At 41.7% G+C, this 15143-nt stretch carries 13 protein-coding genes; 10 read left to right on the top strand and 3 right to left on the bottom strand.

Annotated features, from left to right (window positions below):
* Nucleotides 1-29 precede the first annotated feature (29 nt).
* The 5 genes from WDM69_RS07195 to WDM69_RS07175 all read left to right on the top strand — a co-directional run bounded on the left by WDM69_RS07195 (nucleotide 30) and on the right by WDM69_RS07175 (nucleotide 6636).
* The gene (locus WDM69_RS07195) at nucleotides 30-2327 is read left to right on the top strand and encodes a type IV pilus secretin PilQ (protein ID WP_078308144.1); all 2298 of its coding nucleotides are present in this window, start codon (nucleotides 30-32) and stop codon (nucleotides 2325-2327) included.
* A 119-nt stretch (nucleotides 2328-2446) separates the two neighbouring features.
* Nucleotides 2447-2980, top strand: a complete 534-nt coding sequence (locus WDM69_RS07190) for a shikimate kinase (RefSeq protein WP_078308093.1) — start codon at nucleotides 2447-2449, stop codon at nucleotides 2978-2980.
* Nucleotides 2981-3058: 78 nt separating this feature from the next.
* Nucleotides 3059-4231: an RNA-guided endonuclease InsQ/TnpB family protein gene (locus WDM69_RS07185; protein WP_078308091.1), complete on the top strand. Its 1173-nt coding sequence runs from the start codon at nucleotides 3059-3061 to the stop codon at nucleotides 4229-4231.
* A 224-nt stretch (nucleotides 4232-4455) separates the two neighbouring features.
* Complete coding sequence (aroB, locus tag WDM69_RS07180; RefSeq protein WP_078308141.1) at nucleotides 4456-5526, top strand: 3-dehydroquinate synthase; 1071 nt, start codon at nucleotides 4456-4458, stop codon at nucleotides 5524-5526.
* Nucleotides 5527-5580: 54 nt separating this feature from the next.
* On the top strand, nucleotides 5581-6636 hold the full coding sequence (locus WDM69_RS07175; protein WP_338755222.1) for a hypothetical protein: 1056 nt from the start codon (nucleotides 5581-5583) through the stop codon (nucleotides 6634-6636).
* 124 nt (nucleotides 6637-6760) lie between these two features.
* Here WDM69_RS07175 and WDM69_RS07170 read toward each other — a convergent pair whose 3' ends face one another.
* Complete coding sequence (locus WDM69_RS07170) at nucleotides 6761-8437, bottom strand: NAD+ synthase (protein ID WP_338755221.1); 1677 nt, start codon at nucleotides 8435-8437, stop codon at nucleotides 6761-6763.
* Nucleotides 8438-8914: 477 nt separating this feature from the next.
* Between WDM69_RS07170 and WDM69_RS07165 the strand changes: the two genes are divergently transcribed.
* On the top strand, nucleotides 8915-9298 hold the full coding sequence (locus WDM69_RS07165) for a hypothetical protein (protein WP_078308085.1): 384 nt from the start codon (nucleotides 8915-8917) through the stop codon (nucleotides 9296-9298).
* A 61-nt stretch (nucleotides 9299-9359) separates the two neighbouring features.
* On the opposite strand, the gene WDM69_RS07160 is transcribed toward WDM69_RS07165, so the two are convergent.
* Both WDM69_RS07160 and WDM69_RS07155 read right to left on the bottom strand, forming a co-directional pair.
* Nucleotides 9360-9923 carry a cell division protein ZapA gene (locus WDM69_RS07160; protein ID WP_158077886.1) on the bottom strand — a complete coding sequence of 188 codons (564 nt, stop codon included), beginning with the start codon at nucleotides 9921-9923 and terminating at the stop codon, nucleotides 9360-9362.
* 175 nt (nucleotides 9924-10098) lie between these two features.
* A complete protein-coding gene (locus WDM69_RS07155; RefSeq protein ID WP_078308081.1) occupies nucleotides 10099-10533 on the bottom strand; it encodes a hypothetical protein in 435 nt (144 codons plus the stop codon).
* A gap of 146 nt (nucleotides 10534-10679) precedes the next feature.
* Here WDM69_RS07155 and WDM69_RS07150 point away from each other — a divergent pair, with 146 nt between their 5' ends.
* The 4 genes from WDM69_RS07150 to WDM69_RS07135 all read left to right on the top strand — a co-directional run bounded on the left by WDM69_RS07150 (nucleotide 10680) and on the right by WDM69_RS07135 (nucleotide 15103).
* Entirely contained in the window at nucleotides 10680-11381 is a 702-nt protein-coding gene (locus WDM69_RS07150) for a UPF0149 family protein (RefSeq protein ID WP_338755220.1), read from the top strand.
* Between the two features lie 154 nt (nucleotides 11382-11535).
* Complete coding sequence (gene argE / locus WDM69_RS07145) at nucleotides 11536-12867, top strand: acetylornithine deacetylase (protein WP_338755219.1); 1332 nt, start codon at nucleotides 11536-11538, stop codon at nucleotides 12865-12867.
* A 145-nt stretch (nucleotides 12868-13012) separates the two neighbouring features.
* Nucleotides 13013-13999 carry a glycine--tRNA ligase subunit alpha gene (gene glyQ / locus WDM69_RS07140; protein WP_338755218.1) on the top strand — a complete coding sequence of 329 codons (987 nt, stop codon included), beginning with the start codon at nucleotides 13013-13015 and terminating at the stop codon, nucleotides 13997-13999.
* Between the two features lie 9 nt (nucleotides 14000-14008).
* Nucleotides 14009-15103 (top strand): AI-2E family transporter, encoded by a 1095-nt coding sequence (locus tag WDM69_RS07135; RefSeq protein WP_338755217.1) that lies wholly within the window; start codon nucleotides 14009-14011, stop codon nucleotides 15101-15103.
* Nucleotides 15104-15143: the final 40 nt, after the last annotated feature.

Genomic DNA, 15143 nt, shown 5'->3' with positions numbered 1-15143 from the left:
TAGATTCATCAGTACAAGGCACATCTTTTATGTCTCAAGCTCAAAGAAAATCTCATAAACTGTTGCCTAAGAGCATGTTGTTTACATCATTAATGTCATTACCCTTATGGGCATCAGCTTCTAACATTGTGGATGTGGATACCAAATCTATCTCGGATTTAGTCTCAGTGGTAACAGTAACTTTTGATGGAGCAGCGGTGGTACCCGAAGCTTATAAATCAAATGTTGATAATCGTATTGTCTTAAATTTTTCAGACTCTCAATCTCCGTTGGCTGGTAATCAGCCTGTTACTGGGACGGGTCTTGTTTCTTCAACCACATTGGCGAGTACTGAACAAAATACTCATTTATTTCTTGACACAATTAAAGCCAGTAATTACAGCTCAGTTGTTGACGGTAATAAATTAATTTTGACCATTAACGGAATGAATACAACCGATACGATGGAGATGTCATCTCCCATCTTATTGTCTCCACAAACCCCAACGCCTATTTTAGAAACACAAACCACCACTCCTGCCACAGTCATTAAAACCACTTCTGAGCCAAAGCAAGAGACGATGTTGGTTAAAATCAATCCTTTGCTTGTGCCACCTTCGAAAGATGGAGCAGGTATGATATCAGGGCAGTATAGTTACGATGGTTTGACTGCTGTTAACTATACAGCATCAGAGCAGGGCGGCAATATCACCATTGACTTAACCAATCCTGCCATTCCTGTGGATATACAGCGTCAAGGCGATAAATTGGTGGTGCGAATGACAGGTTCAACCGTACCTAGAAACTTACTTAAACGTTTGAATATTGGCAGTTCAATTATTACCAATATTGATGCGGCGAATCGTGGGCAAAATGGTGTCATTACCATTAATACCACTGGTGATTTTGAGTATCAAGCATATCAATCTGGTAGCCAACTAAATATTTCTCTCACACCAGCACAAAGTGTGTCTCAGCCCACTTTAGAAGAAAAGGTTTATAGTGGCGAGACTTTATCCATGGAATTCCAAGATGTGGAAGTTCGCAGTGTGCTTGACATCTTGGCTCAGTTTACCGAAATGAACGTGATTGCCAGCGACTCGGTAAGTGGCAACATCACCATAAGGTTGATTAATGTGCCTTGGGACCAGGCGTTGGATATTATCTTAAAAAGTAAGGGACTTGATAAACGTACCAATGGTAATGTGATATTGGTTGCTCCAGCAACAGAATTGGCAGAACAAGAGCGAAAAGAGCTGGAAGCTCAGCAAGCAGTACAGACTTTTGCTCCCTTACGCACAGAGTATATTCGCTTAAGCTATGCCACCGCTCAAAATATATTTAAACTCATCTCTGAAGGACGTGGTGCAACCAGTAGTAACAATCCCAATCACAACAATAACTTAGATAATGGATCACTGCTATCTCCCCGTGGTACTGTGACGGTGGATGAGCGTACCAATACTTTGATTGTTAAAGATGTGTCTGAAAGTATCCGCAATATTCGTGCGTTGATAGAGAAAATTGATATTCCTGTTAAACAGGTGATGATTGAAGCACGGATTGTCTCTGCAACTGAGAGCTTCGGTAGAGAAATGGGTGTGAAATGGGGTATTTTATCTAATGGTGCTGCCACCAATCGTAATTTACTTGTGGGCAGTAATTTGGGTACAGTCAATTCTTTGAAAAATTTTACGGTAGAAAGCACCACAGTTGGTGGCAAAACCATCAATTACCCTAAATATGATGTGAGTATCTCTGATAACTTAAATGTTGATTTGGGTGTGGGAAGTGCTGCTGGTCGTATTGCTTTTGGTTTACTGAGCATGTCAGATTTGTTGCTTGATTTGGAACTTTCTGCCATGCAAGCTGATGGTCGTGGTGAAGTCATCTCTACTCCAAAAGTGTTGACTTCTGATAAACAAAAAGCCAGTATTGTCTCTGGTACACAGATTCCTTATCAAGAAGCGTCTGCCAGTGGTGCAACTTCAACCAGCTTTAAAGAAGCAGCATTGAGTATGGAGGTGACCCCAAATATTACCCCTGAAGGTAAAATTGGTTTGCAGTTGGTCATTAATAATGATGCACCAAGACAGCTTGCCACAGGTGAATATGCCATTGATAAAAATAGCATTAATACCAACGTGGTGGTTGATGATGGTCAGACCATGGTATTGGGTGGGGTGTTCCGTAACACGTTATCTAATGCAGAAGATAAAGTGCCTTTTTTGGGTGATTTGCCTTATGTTGGCAATTTATTCAAACGTAAAGCTCGTTCGAATAATAAAGAAGAGTTGCTAATTTTTGTGACACCCAAACTGATTAATAGTGGTGAGTTAATTCAATAATTGTTTGATAAAGATAAGTAAAATAGAAAAGACGAGCATCAGCTCGTCTTTTTTTGATATAAAACTGGCATCAAAAGCCGATAGTCTGTATGATGAATCTTTATTATTCGGGGAAATTAATGGCTAAAGTACTGCCATCATTGATACTTGTGGGGCCTATGGGGGCGGGGAAATCAACCATTGGACGATTGCTTGCCAAACAATTGCATAGAAATTTTGTGGATACTGACCATCATATAGAAGAAAATACAGGTGCTGATATTCCATGGATTTTTGCGATAGAAGGTGAGGCTGGCTTTCGTCAGCGTGAAACCAAAGCACTGAAAAAATTAATTAAGCATCCTAAACAGATATTGGCAACAGGTGGCGGTGTGGTGATGAGAGAAGAAAACCGCCACATGCTTAAACAAGCAGGATTAGTGATTTTTTTGCATGCTGATGTTGAAACTCAATGGCAACGCACCAAAAGAGATCACAACCGTCCGCTAATCAATCAAAAGAATCCCAAACAAGTCTTGCAAGAGCTTTATGATTTACGCCTGCCACTGTATCGTGAAGTGGCACACATCGAGGTGATGTCCAAAAAAATGTCCACCAAAAAGATGGCAATGTTGGTATTAGAAAAGATACGGGAGTTGGGTTATGATTGCTAAGGGCTAAAAGGTTATGATTGCTAAGGGCTAAAAACAGCCACTTTAAATCTACCTAAATCTACTCTATAATATGTGATTATGAGTAAATTAATTACAATGACAACCATTCGTGGACACATCATTGCCTTAGACCCCAACAACACCCAAGCCACTTATTTTAAAAAGGCTTGTGGCGTTGCAAGATTTTCCTATAATTGGGCATTGAGCGAGTGGAAAAAGCAATACGAAAAAGACAAACAATACCGTGATGACTGCCTAGCCAAAGGCATACAGATTGATGAAACCAAACTTCACAAACCATCTCAAGGCAAACTAAGAAAACAACTTAACAGCATAAAAAGACAACAATTTCCCTTTATGCTAGAAGTTACTAAATGTAGTCCACAACTTGCCATCATGCAACTTGGAGATGCCTTTAAACGCTTTTTTAAAGGTGAAAGCAAATACCCCCAATATAGAAAGAAAGGCGTCAATGACCGCTTTTCTCTTTCCAACGACCAATTTAGAATTGATGGCAAACGCATTAAAATTCCTAACTTAGGTTGGGTTAAAATGCGTGAAAACTTACGCTTTGACGGTAAAATCCTATCCGCCAAAGTCTTTACAAAGGGCGGTAAATGGTTTGTATCTGTTGCGGTTGAATTAGATAAAATTCAAAAACCTTTACCCAAAACAGGTAAATCAGTCGGTTTAGACTTAGGCATTACCGATTTAGCCACGCTTTCAGATAGTACAAAAATCCAAGCCCCAAAACCACTTAAAAACAAACTTAAAAAACTGCAAAGATTATCCAAACAACTAAGCCGAAAACAAAAAGGCAGTAACAACCGTGAAAAGGCGAAAACCAAGCCATCACGATTGCACCTTAACATCAGAAATATCAGAGCTGACTTTTTACACAAACTCACAACTGATTTGGTAAAACGATTTGATGTGATTTGCCTTGAAAACTTAAACGTAAAAGGTATGGTACAAAACCGCAAATTAAGCCGTGCCATCTCTGATTTGGGATTTTATGAATTTAAACGGCAACTCATATACAAAGCAAATCAATGGGGCAAGACAGTCAAAGAAGTGGATAGGTTTTATCCAAGTTCAAAGACCTGCCATTGTTGTAATCATAAAGTAGATGAACTGCCTTTAAACATCAGAAACTGGATATGTCCTAACTGCAACGTAAGCCACGATAGAGACATTAACGCCAGTGTTAATATTCTAAATCATGCAACAAAGGTTTTAACGATGACCTAATCGTTAAAAAGGCGGTGAGTTCCACCGTGTCAGCCTATGGAGCTTATGTAAGACCCAAGTCAAACGACAAGGGCAACGAGCGATGAAGTAGGAAGAAAACGCCAAGTTTGCCCTATGGGTGGGTTTGGGTGGGTTTTTTGGAACGGTATTTTAATCGAGTGTAAATTAAGACAATAACCATCATCAAGACAACCAATATGACCAACATAAGGGGCAAATCAAAAATGGCATCAGAGATTGTGATGGTAGACAGTGCCAGTCACCGCTATGGCATTCATATTCATACTTGTGTGACAGACTGGCGATTGCTGATTGTGCCACATATTGCTGCCAAGCAGGTGATGATTGTGACTAATGATGTGGTCGCTCCTTTATATATGGAGCGTATTTGTCATGCTCTTGATGGTTTTGATGTGCATGTGTGTACGTTACCAGATGGTGAACAACACAAAAATCAACAAAGCATCAATCAAATTTATGATGCGTTGATGCACGCCCACTGTCAGCGAGACGTGACCTTGGTGGCTTTGGGTGGTGGTGTGATTGGAGACATGACAGGATTTGCAGCAGCCAGCTTTATGCGTGGGGTGCGTTTTATTCAAATTCCAACCACATTGCTGGCACAAGTGGACTCCAGTGTGGGCGGTAAAACAGGCATTAACCACCCACTGGGCAAAAATATGATTGGGGCATTTTGGCAGCCACATGTGGTGGTGGCAGATATGAGTGTGTTTGGTACTCTGCCTAAGCGAGAACTGTCAGCAGGGCTGGCTGAAGTCATCAAATATGCTTTAATCATGGACATGGATTTTTTAATGTGGTTAGAAAATAATATGTCGAGACTGTTGGCGTTAGATGAGATGGCATTGCAATATGTGGTTAAGCGATGTTGTGAAATGAAAGCACAGATAGTTGCTCAAGATGAAAGAGAAGCTGGGTGCCGAGCTTTATTGAATTTTGGGCATACCTTTGGCCATGTGATTGAGACGCATGAAGGTTATGGTCATTGGTTGCATGGTGAAGCGGTGGCGGTGGGTATGGTGCAAGCAGCACAACTGTCGCAGAAGATGGGCTGGATAAGTCAGACAGACTATGCACGAGTAAAAAAGTTGATTGCCAGTGCCAAATTGCCCATTAAGCCACCTAATATTGCAGTAGATGTGGCATTAGACTTGATGCAACATGATAAAAAAGTGCAAGCAGGGCAAATTCGACTGATTTTGTTAAAAGCTTTAGGCGAAGCGGTGGTTACCACAGAGTTTAACCAAATGGATTTGTGTGAAGTGCTATCGTGATACAATGTATCTTTTATTGTGGTTGTCATAAGATTTTATCTAGGTAAGTTAGTTATGTCACAAGCCAAATCCCATCATTTTTCAACCCATCGTCGTGGCTTGGCGTTAGTATGGTTGTTTTTTACTTTGATGATGTTGGTATTGACCGTGTTGTTATGGATGTTCTCGGCTGCTCCCAACATGTCACATGCCATCAGTAATGAGCCAATTGAAGATAATGATAAGTTAGGCAAGTCAGGCACAACCATACAGCAACTGACCATGTTCGATAAACTTGATGAACTCAATGAACTGAGTAATGATGTTCAACCAATTAATCATCATAATGTCATCTATGATTTAAGGGATTATCCCTCTGAATTTCAAGATAAAGCTTATTTAAACAAGCACAAAAATAAATGGACGGTACAAGTGATGAATGTGGCTGAGAATGAAATCATCACTGACTATTTAAAGGGGAGAGAAGATAGACAAAAGTTTGCTTATTTTCGTTTTTTAGATACCAATAATCAGCCTCGCTATATGCTTACCTATGGACTTATGAACAGTGTTCAAGAGGCAATGGGAGCGACCAAATTGGTGAATTTTGGCTTGCCTAGAAATGTACGGGTCATTCCTGAACAAATCAGTCGCTATATTGGCATTATTGATGATTATGAAAAAATGCAACCGTTAGTGGATTTGGATCATAGTCATCACAGAGAAGTCAATCTGCAAGCGACCAGTAAGGAAGTGCCTGCTAACCCACAAAGCACACAAGAGACACCATCACAACAAGATGAGGGTGATGAAGTGACTGCCAATGACACTGCTCAAAGTAGCAACCTAACTCAAAACGGTGTGTCGAATCGTCATCAAACGTTAAGCATTCGTTCTTCTGATGATAAATCGGATACCTTGTCCATTAACGAAACAAGAATGGTTGCTGATGATGATCTTAGCCCAGTTAGCAGGGCAACAAAGAATCATGCCAATGTTGTGGATAATCCTAAGGCAAATCAAGGCAAATCTGCCAATGTGGCAGGCAATGTCAATGTCCCTAAGCCGAAGCCTTTTGACCCCAATCAATTTCCGAACCAAAAAATAGTCGGTGATGATGACATGCCATAACAAAGCATCGGAAGTGGGTGCTTGGGAAGATGATTCACAAAGATGACCCACAAATGTGCTGGCAAAGGCAAAGGGCGTTTTGGTCATGGGCAAATATTGCCAGACATGTTGTCAGGACCTGTTACTAGGACAGTGATGGGTCTTCTATTGACCAGCCATTAACCAATGGATAACGACGTTCACGCCCAAAGGCTTTTTTGCTCACTTTTGTGCCGATGGTGGCTTGACGGCGTTTATATTCGCTGTTATCTACCATGCGAATGATGGTTGCTACCATATCTGCATCAAATCCTTTTGCCACAATCTCTTCAAAGCTGGTATCTTTATCAACATACAAAGACAAAATGCTGTCAAGTGTCGGATAGTCAGGCAAATTATCTTCATCTTTTTGCTCAGGGCGTAGCTCTGCTGATGGGGCTTTTGTAATGACACGCTCAGGAATCACAAGCACGTCTTCTAAGCGGTTACGGTAGTTTGCCAATTCATATACTTGGGTTTTATAAATGTCTTTTAGCACGTCAAAACCACCAACCATATCACCATATAAAGTTGTAAAGCCAATCGCCAGCTCAGACTTATTGCCCGTGCTTAACACCAAATGGCCAAACTTATTAGACAATGCCATCAAGACCATGCCACGGGCGCGTGCTTGAATGTTTTCTTCGGTGGTATCAGCACGAGATTTACTAAATAAGGGAGCTAACGTATGACGAATGCCTTCAACCGCATCATGAATGGGGCAGACGGTATAAGACACGTTGAGACGGCGAGCTTGAGCTTGAGCATCTTCAAGGCTAGTCTGTGAGGTATATTCATAAGGCATCATGACCGCATAGACTTTATCCGCTCCCAACGCATCGACAGCAATGCACAGAGTTAATGCCGAGTCGATGCCACCTGATAAGCCCACAATCACACCTTTAAAACCAGAATAATTGACATAGTCACGCAAACCCACCACTAAGGCTTGATACATCTCTGACTCTTGGCTAAGTTTTAAAGGAGCTTTACTTTGTTTATCAAATTGCTTTTGTTGTTGGTCATAAGTGATTTTGAGCATCTGTTCTAAAAAACAACTGGCTTCATGGGCAATCTCACCATTGGCTTGTACTGCCATCGAACCACCATCAAACACCAAGTCGTCTTGTCCACCCACACAGTTAACATAAATAATGGGCAACTCATTGTCTTTGGCACGTGTCTGCACACAAGCAATTCGCTCGGTTTGTTTGCCCATCTCAAAGGGTGACGCATTGATGACCACCAGCACATCAGCACCTTGCTCTTTCAAAGTGTTGATGGGGGCTGGTTGCCATAAATCTTCACATATCAATAAACCAATGCTCACACCTTTATAGTCAAACAGCACTTGGTTACGTCCTTTATCAAAATAACGACGCTCATCAAATACGCCATAGTTTGGCAAGACTTGTTTATGATAAAAGCCTTTTTGTTGACCGTTATGCAGTATTGCAGCCGAGTTGAACGTGCCATAATGATCAACATGTGGATAGCCAACAATCATCACAATGCCTTCAATATCAGCCAGTTTGCTTAAACCTGCCTTAACTCGATTGGCAAGGCTTGGACGCAACAGCAAATCTTCTGGTGGATAGCCCAACACCGCAAGCTCGGGAAAGATGATGACATCACATTCTTGAGCTTTGGCTTTTAGGGCTTGTTGTCGCATTTTTTTGATGTTATGTTCGATATCACCCACCAAAAAACTACTTTGAGCCACAGCAAAAGTCAAATGGTGATGTTGATGAACAGTTGCATTGGTATTGGGTTGTTTTGACATATGGGTAATCCTTTTATGTGTTGTAATCAACTTCAACTTATTGTTAGCCTTGGTATGGCGTTGGTTTATTTCACATGGAATAAAAACAAATATTTTAAGGGTTGCGTATTGAGCGTATTTATTTTTTATTATAGCATTTTGCCAACCATAAGACATAACCATTAAGACGCAACGCATCAGGCATAACGGCTTTATGATTGGCTTTATAAATCATTTAAGCCACTTAAGCCATTTAAGCATGGCTAAACATGATGATTTGGCAAACGTGCTATCCTAACACGATAATTGATGGCAATTTTAAACTGATGAGTTATTATTGATTGTCATTGTCATTGTCATTGTCATTGTCATTGTCATTGTCATTGTCATTGTCATTTAACGCAGTTCTGCTGATTTTGGCATGTGTGGCTGATTAAAAGCTGTTGTGCCAAATTAGGGACACCCCTTAAACATCACGTCCTAATATTAGGAGTCATTGTGTTTGCATTCATCACCATTTTGTTCATCACCAGCATCATCATGTGGGGATTTTTTAAATTCATGTACCCCAAACCCCCAAAATACTCATATCCACAAGAGGGCGATGTGATAAGTCCACGGTTGTGTGATGAATGTGGTTACCCCTTGGCCCAATATCGTGGGGTGATTGAGCCGATAATTGAACAACCATCAGCACAAAAACTGACAGCCGATACTGCCAATGCCAAAAATTTACGTCAACAGCGACAGATGGCTGTTAAAAAAGGTAAGGATAAAGATGTGATTGAGCTTGATGCCTTAATTTCTCAATGGGAACAACAATGGTTCTTTTGTAATTATGAGCATCAAGCACAATTTCATCAACGGCATCAACATCATTAAGAACATCATTAAGATGGTCAACATTAAGATTATCAATGATGCCTTAAGCCCCAGTTGGCAATCAGTCTGGCAAAATGGATTGGGCATCTTGACTGATTTTCTTGATTAATACCTGCATTCGTTCATTTTCTAATTGATGATGCTTGTGTTGCGATTTTTGGCTGTCGATTTGCTCGTATAAATTAAGACAGCACAATACCAACAAATTTTCGTGGCTTAAAGTGGGTGCTTGTTTGCGAATGTCGCCAATAAACTGGTTGATAAAATCGCTGGCCTTTTGTAATGCGTGTACTTCGTTGGCAGGGCATTGAATGGGGTAGGTAACCCCTGATATGACCACATCTACCAGTTTGGTTTCGGATTTTTTTGTGATGTGTTGGGTTTGCTTGCTGTTGGTTGGTTTTTGTGTGGATAAGTTTTGCATGGTGAGCGACCCCTTTGTCTGTGGTTTGGGTGAATGTTGGTTCATTTGCTGTGTTTTATTGGCAATGTCAGTATCAGTGTCATTGGGCTGATGGTTGATGGGGCTTTGTGCCTTATTGTTGACTGTATTGCCAAGACTGCTAAATAGGCTAGAGAAAGTTTTGATGGCAGCATTGGTGATGTTGGTTTTTTGTTGACTCATAGGATATCCCAGAAGTTTTGGGCTAAATTTTTTGGTTAAGTCATTCATTAAGTGATTAATTGATTAACTCAGTAAACAAATAATTGGGCATGAATGTGTTGTTTGTTGACCTTGGCTTTGGTTGATTTGACTTGATTTGATGGGCATGTTCTTTGGTCATGCAGATATTGCCCAATCAGTTGCTTTGTTCAATCTGTTGCAGCTGTGCCAAGATATTTTTGCTATGTTCGGTTGCGATGAGGTTTTTTTGCTGAAGCTCTTGATTGTGAGTTTGCAGATATTTGACTTGCTCTTTTAATTCGGCAAATCTTTCACTCATGCTGATGTGTTCTTGCTTGAGTTCAGATAAGGCTTGCTCCAGCTTCTCATAGACATTACTTTTATTTTGTAACTGATGTTTTAGCTGATTATTTTCATGTTTGGCGTTGTCTAGCTGGGCTTGAAGTGCATGGGTGGCGGATTGTATGTCGCTTTTGGTTTTGTTTTTTAGATTCACAAGTTCGGTGGCAGTGATATGGTACTGCTTACGCACTTCAAGAATGATGGTTTCAAGGTGTTTAAGTTGCTCAATCATGGTCATGTCGGTTGCTCTGATGAATGTGGTTGTCATAGACAAACAAGGAAAAAATATGGTGTTAACATGATGGCGTTAACATGATGCCATTAACGCCATTAACATTGTGGCTTTAATAATGCCACATTTGCCCACATAATATCTACACCCATATACACCCACATTTTTTTTAAGGAATGACTATGAATGATCATCTATCAGGTTGGACAGATTGGCAAGAGGCGTTTACCGATTGGACAGACATCAGCATCAGTGAATTGCATGGTTTGATGACAGGTTTGATGACCGTTTGTGATGCTCCAACTGCTGATGCTTGGGCTAAGATGCTTGAAGAGCTGAGCTTTAGTCAGCTTGATGATGATGCCCTTGAACTGCTTACCGAAGAAGCCGAAGATCTCGTTTTTCAGCTGAAAGATAAAGAAGATGCCTATCAATACGCCCCACTTGTTCCTGATGATGAGCATGACCTGTATGAGCGTGTGCAAGCACTCAAAGATTGGGCAAATGGCTATTTAACAGGCATTGGCGTGGCGGACATGAGCCTAAGTGATAAAGAGACAGAAACTTTGAGCGATTTGGCAAAAATCGGTGGTATCCGTATTGAGCCTGATGATGAATTTGAAGGGGGTGAAGAGTCGTATCTGCATCTGTATGAATTTGCTCGTATGGTGCCAGTTAGCTTAGCCACTCGTCGCCGTAAGCCGTTGTTATCGCTGCCAATCATTGCAGGCTTGCCACTTGGGGCAATGACCGTTAAAGAGCAACAGGCACAAAAAAATCATCTTGATGAGCATGTTCATGACAATATTAATGACAATACTGATGATAAGGTAAATCACATCATGCCCCCTATGATTGATGCCATGAATAAACGTCCGTCATAAGCTCGTTATCATAAGTTTGCCGTCAGACGTTAATGCCTGTCATTAAACGTTAATAACAGTGAATGGCATCACATGTCCATGAATGTCTTTGCCGTTGTTATCGTTACCGTGATTGTCATCGCCACATTCGCCACATTGCCATTAAGGAAATACCATGCACCATATTCTGCCTAAGGTTTTGTTCTCTCAGCATAAGACTACTGATGCAAACAGTGTTTATCCAACAGACCATTTGTATCCAACAGACAGTGTGGCATGGCTTGAGCGATTGATTGGCTTTAATACCACGTCTCGAAGTTCTAATTTGGCATTGATTGATGATGTGAAGATGTTTTGTGACAGTTTGGGTTTGTTGCCTGTATTAACCTTTAATGACAGCAAAACCAAAGCCAATTTGTTTGTTACCGTTCCTGCTGGCACACAACAAGAGATTATCAACGGTGGCATGGTGCTGTCTGGACATACTGATGTGGTGCCTGTTGATGGGCAGGCGTGGCACAGCGACCCATTCACCGCCCGTATTGAAGATGGCAGATTGTATGGGCGTGGGGCGTGTGATATGAAAGGGTTTATCGCCTGTGTGTTACATCTATTGCCAAAGGCAGTCACTCAATCGCAAGCAGGCAAGTTAGCCAAGCCATTGCATGTGGCATTTTCTTATGATGAAGAAGTTGGCTGTTTGGGAGTGCCTGTCATGTTAGCAGACTTGGCAGAACGTGGTATACAACCAGATGGGTGTGTTGTGGGTGAACCAAGCAACATGCAGTTGGTGGTGGCACACAAAGGTATCCATGTGTTTTGTTGCCGTGTGCATGGTAAGTCAGTGCATTCATCGCTCACTCCCAAAGGGGTGAATGCCATCAGCTATGCCAGTCGTTTGATAACTCACATCGATGAGCTGGCAAATCAGATGCAAACCCCTGACGTTGATAAACGTTTTACCAGTGATTCTTTGTTTGATGTGCCATTTTCTACTTTATCTGTTAATGTCATCACAGGTGGTACTGCCAGCAACATTGTGCCAAATCTGTGTGAATTTACCTTTGACTACCGCAATTTACCAATGATGGACAACACTGCCATCTTAACCCCCATCAAAGCCAAAATTGCCGAACTGACCTGGCAGATGCAGCAAATTGACCGTCATGCTCACATTGAGCTAATCCAACAAGAAGACGTTCCTGCCATGACCGATGCTGACAGTGACGCATTGCAACAATTGGTAAATGGATTGCTTGATGATGACTTGCTTGATGATACTGATGCCATTCAAACCAATCCTAAAACCAAGATGCCACACAAAAAACAAAAGGTTGCTTACGCCACCGAAGGCGGGCAGTTCACCCAAGCAGGCATACCCACGGTGATTTGTGGTCCGGGCAGTATTGAACAAGCACATAAGCCCAATGAATATGTTGAGCTGGCTCAGCTAGAGCAGTGCGATGCGTTTTTGTTAAAACTGCTTGAGCGGTTGCAAGCTAAATAAGATTGTGCTGAATCAGGACACACCCTTAATTATAGGGTAAAATAAAAAATTGATGACTTTTCTAAATTGACAGCCATTTTTTTATTTAAACTGATTGAAACCGACTTTAAACAAACTGATAAACAAACTGATAAGTGATTTTAATATGACCAACCAATCCGACAATTTAACTGACCGTATCAACGACACGGCAGGCATCTTGACTTTTCAAGCACTGATTTTAACCCTGCAAAATTATTGGGCATCTCGTGGCTGTGTGGTGCTGCAACCTTATGATATGGAAGTGGGGGCTGGGACATTTCACACCGCCACTTTTTTGCGTGCTTTAACGCCCGAAAAATGGAACGCTGCCTATGTTCAGCCATCTCGTCGCCCAACCGATGGGCGTTATGGTGATAATCCCAATCGCTTACAACACTATTACCAATTTCAAGTGGTGTTAAAGCCCAATCCTGCCAACATTCAAGAGCTGTATTTAGGCTCTTTAAAAGCCATTGGCATTGATACGCTGACCCATGATGTTCGCTTTGTTGAAGACAATTGGGAGAGTCCAACGCTTGGGGCTTGGGGTTTGGGTTGGGAAGTATGGCTAAATGGCATGGAGGTTACCCAGTTTACCTATTTTCAGCAGGTTGGCGGCATTGAGTGTTTTCCTGTGACAGGTGAGATTACCTATGGGCTTGAGCGTCTTGCCATGTATATCCAAGGCGTGGACAGTGTGTATGATTTGGTGTGGGCAGATGGTGAGTTTGGGCGTGTGACTTATGGTGATGTGTTCCATCAAAATGAAGTGGAGCAATCTGCCTATAATTTTGAACATGCCGATGTGGCTAAATTGTTTGAATTATTTGATTTTTATGAAGAGCAAGCAGATAAGTTGGTTGCGGTCAATTTACCGTTGCCTGCTTATGAGATGGTGTTAAAAGCCAGTCATGCCTTTAACCTGCTTGACGCTCGTGGGGCGATTAGCGTTACTGAACGCCAACGCTTTATCTTGCGTGTACGCACACTGGCCCGCAAAGTGGCAATCAGCTATACCGAAGCTCGGGCAAAATTGGGCTTTCCTTTGGCAGATGATGCCCATAAGGCAGAAGCGTTGGAGAAGTGGTTGCCAAAAGAAGATGACAAATAAGCTCATACCATGATTGAAAACTTTTCTAAAGAGCTGATTATTCAACGACTACTTGCCATCAGCCTGTTGGTGGTGTTGATTATATTATGTTTTATGGTGGTGCAATTTTTTATTGTGCCTGCTCTTTGGGCGGCAATCATTGCTTATGTTACTTACCCTTTGTATAACTTTTTTCATCAAAAGGTAAAATTAAGCTCGGGCATGAGCTCAGGCATTATGACGATTAGCATTTCTTTGTTAATTGGCATTCCTTTGGTGATTGGGCTGTTTGTGCTACAACAAGAAGCGTTAAGTCTGTATGGCACACTTATCCGCCGTCTTAAAGCAGGTTATGTGGATTTGCCAGATGCCATCAAGGATTTGCCTGTGGTTGGGCAACAAATTAAAGATACCTTATGGGAAATTAACAAAAACCCTGAAAGTTCCATGCTTGCTTTAAAGCAGTGGATACAGTCGCACCTGTATTATGGCAAAGTGGCGTTAGATGTGCTGTTTAGTAGCCTTGCTAAATTAGGCATGGCGTTGATGACGCTGTTTTTCTTTTATCGAGATGGCACAAGCCTAATTAAGCAAATTCGTCAGGCGTTACGCAACATCATTGGCAATCGGATTGATGGCTATATTGATTCGGTGGGGGTAACCACGCAAGCGGTGGTGTATGGCATTGGTTTGACAGCATTGGCTCAAGCATTGTTGGCAGGAATGGGATATGCACTGGCAGGAGCACCCAACCCCATTTTATTGACGTTATTGACGTTTGTGGTGGCATTGATACCTTTTGGTACGCCGTTTGCGTGGGGTGGGGTGGCGTTGTGGTTGATGAGTCAGGGACACACCACCGAAGGGATTGGTTTGGCGTTGTGGGGGATATTTGCCATCAGCTGGGTGGATAATCTCATTCGTCCGATTGTCATCAGTGGGGCAACACGCATTCCATTCATCATTATTTTTATTGGTGTGCTTGGTGGTTTGACGGCATTTGGTTTTGTGGGGTTGTTTATTGGTCCTGTGGTGCTGGCGATTGGGCTTGCTGTATGGCGTGAGTGGATAAGTCAACACAAAAATGAGCTGTTTAGCAAAGCCAATGAGCAAGACCAACGTTAGGACGTAAGACCAACACCAAAGTCGCATCACAAGTGAACAA

Source organism: Lwoffella lincolnii, assembly GCF_037201985.1.
Taxonomy (GTDB): Bacteria; Pseudomonadota; Gammaproteobacteria; order Pseudomonadales; family Moraxellaceae; genus Psychrobacter; species Psychrobacter lincolnii.
Note: the sequence above shows the minus strand (reverse complement) of the source record. Positions and strands in the feature narration are given on the sequence as shown.

Bases quoted from the DNA above. Each gene is read 5' to 3' on its own strand.
- WDM69_RS07170 (WP_338755221.1), bottom strand. From the start codon at position 8,437: ATGTCAAAACAACCCAATACCAATGCAACTGTTCATCAACATCACCAT.
- WDM69_RS07175 (WP_338755222.1), top strand. From the start codon at position 5,581: ATGTCACAAGCCAAATCCCATCATTTTTCAACCCATCGTCGTGGCTTG.
- WDM69_RS07195 (WP_078308144.1), top strand. From the start codon at position 30: ATGTCTCAAGCTCAAAGAAAATCTCATAAACTGTTGCCTAAGAGCATG.
- WDM69_RS07160 (WP_158077886.1), bottom strand. From the start codon at position 9,923: ATGAGTCAACAAAAAACCAACATCACCAATGCTGCCATCAAAACTTTC.
- argE (WP_338755219.1), top strand. From the start codon at position 11,536: ATGCACCATATTCTGCCTAAGGTTTTGTTCTCTCAGCATAAGACTACT.
- WDM69_RS07150 (WP_338755220.1), top strand. From the start codon at position 10,680: ATGAATGATCATCTATCAGGTTGGACAGATTGGCAAGAGGCGTTTACC.
- glyQ (WP_338755218.1), top strand. From the start codon at position 13,013: ATGACCAACCAATCCGACAATTTAACTGACCGTATCAACGACACGGCA.
- WDM69_RS07190 (WP_078308093.1), top strand. From the start codon at position 2,447: ATGGCTAAAGTACTGCCATCATTGATACTTGTGGGGCCTATGGGGGCG.
- WDM69_RS07155 (WP_078308081.1), bottom strand. From the start codon at position 10,533: ATGACAACCACATTCATCAGAGCAACCGACATGACCATGATTGAGCAA.
- aroB (WP_078308141.1), top strand. From the start codon at position 4,456: ATGGCATCAGAGATTGTGATGGTAGACAGTGCCAGTCACCGCTATGGC.
- WDM69_RS07135 (WP_338755217.1), top strand. From the start codon at position 14,009: ATGATTGAAAACTTTTCTAAAGAGCTGATTATTCAACGACTACTTGCC.
- WDM69_RS07185 (WP_078308091.1), top strand. From the start codon at position 3,059: ATGAGTAAATTAATTACAATGACAACCATTCGTGGACACATCATTGCC.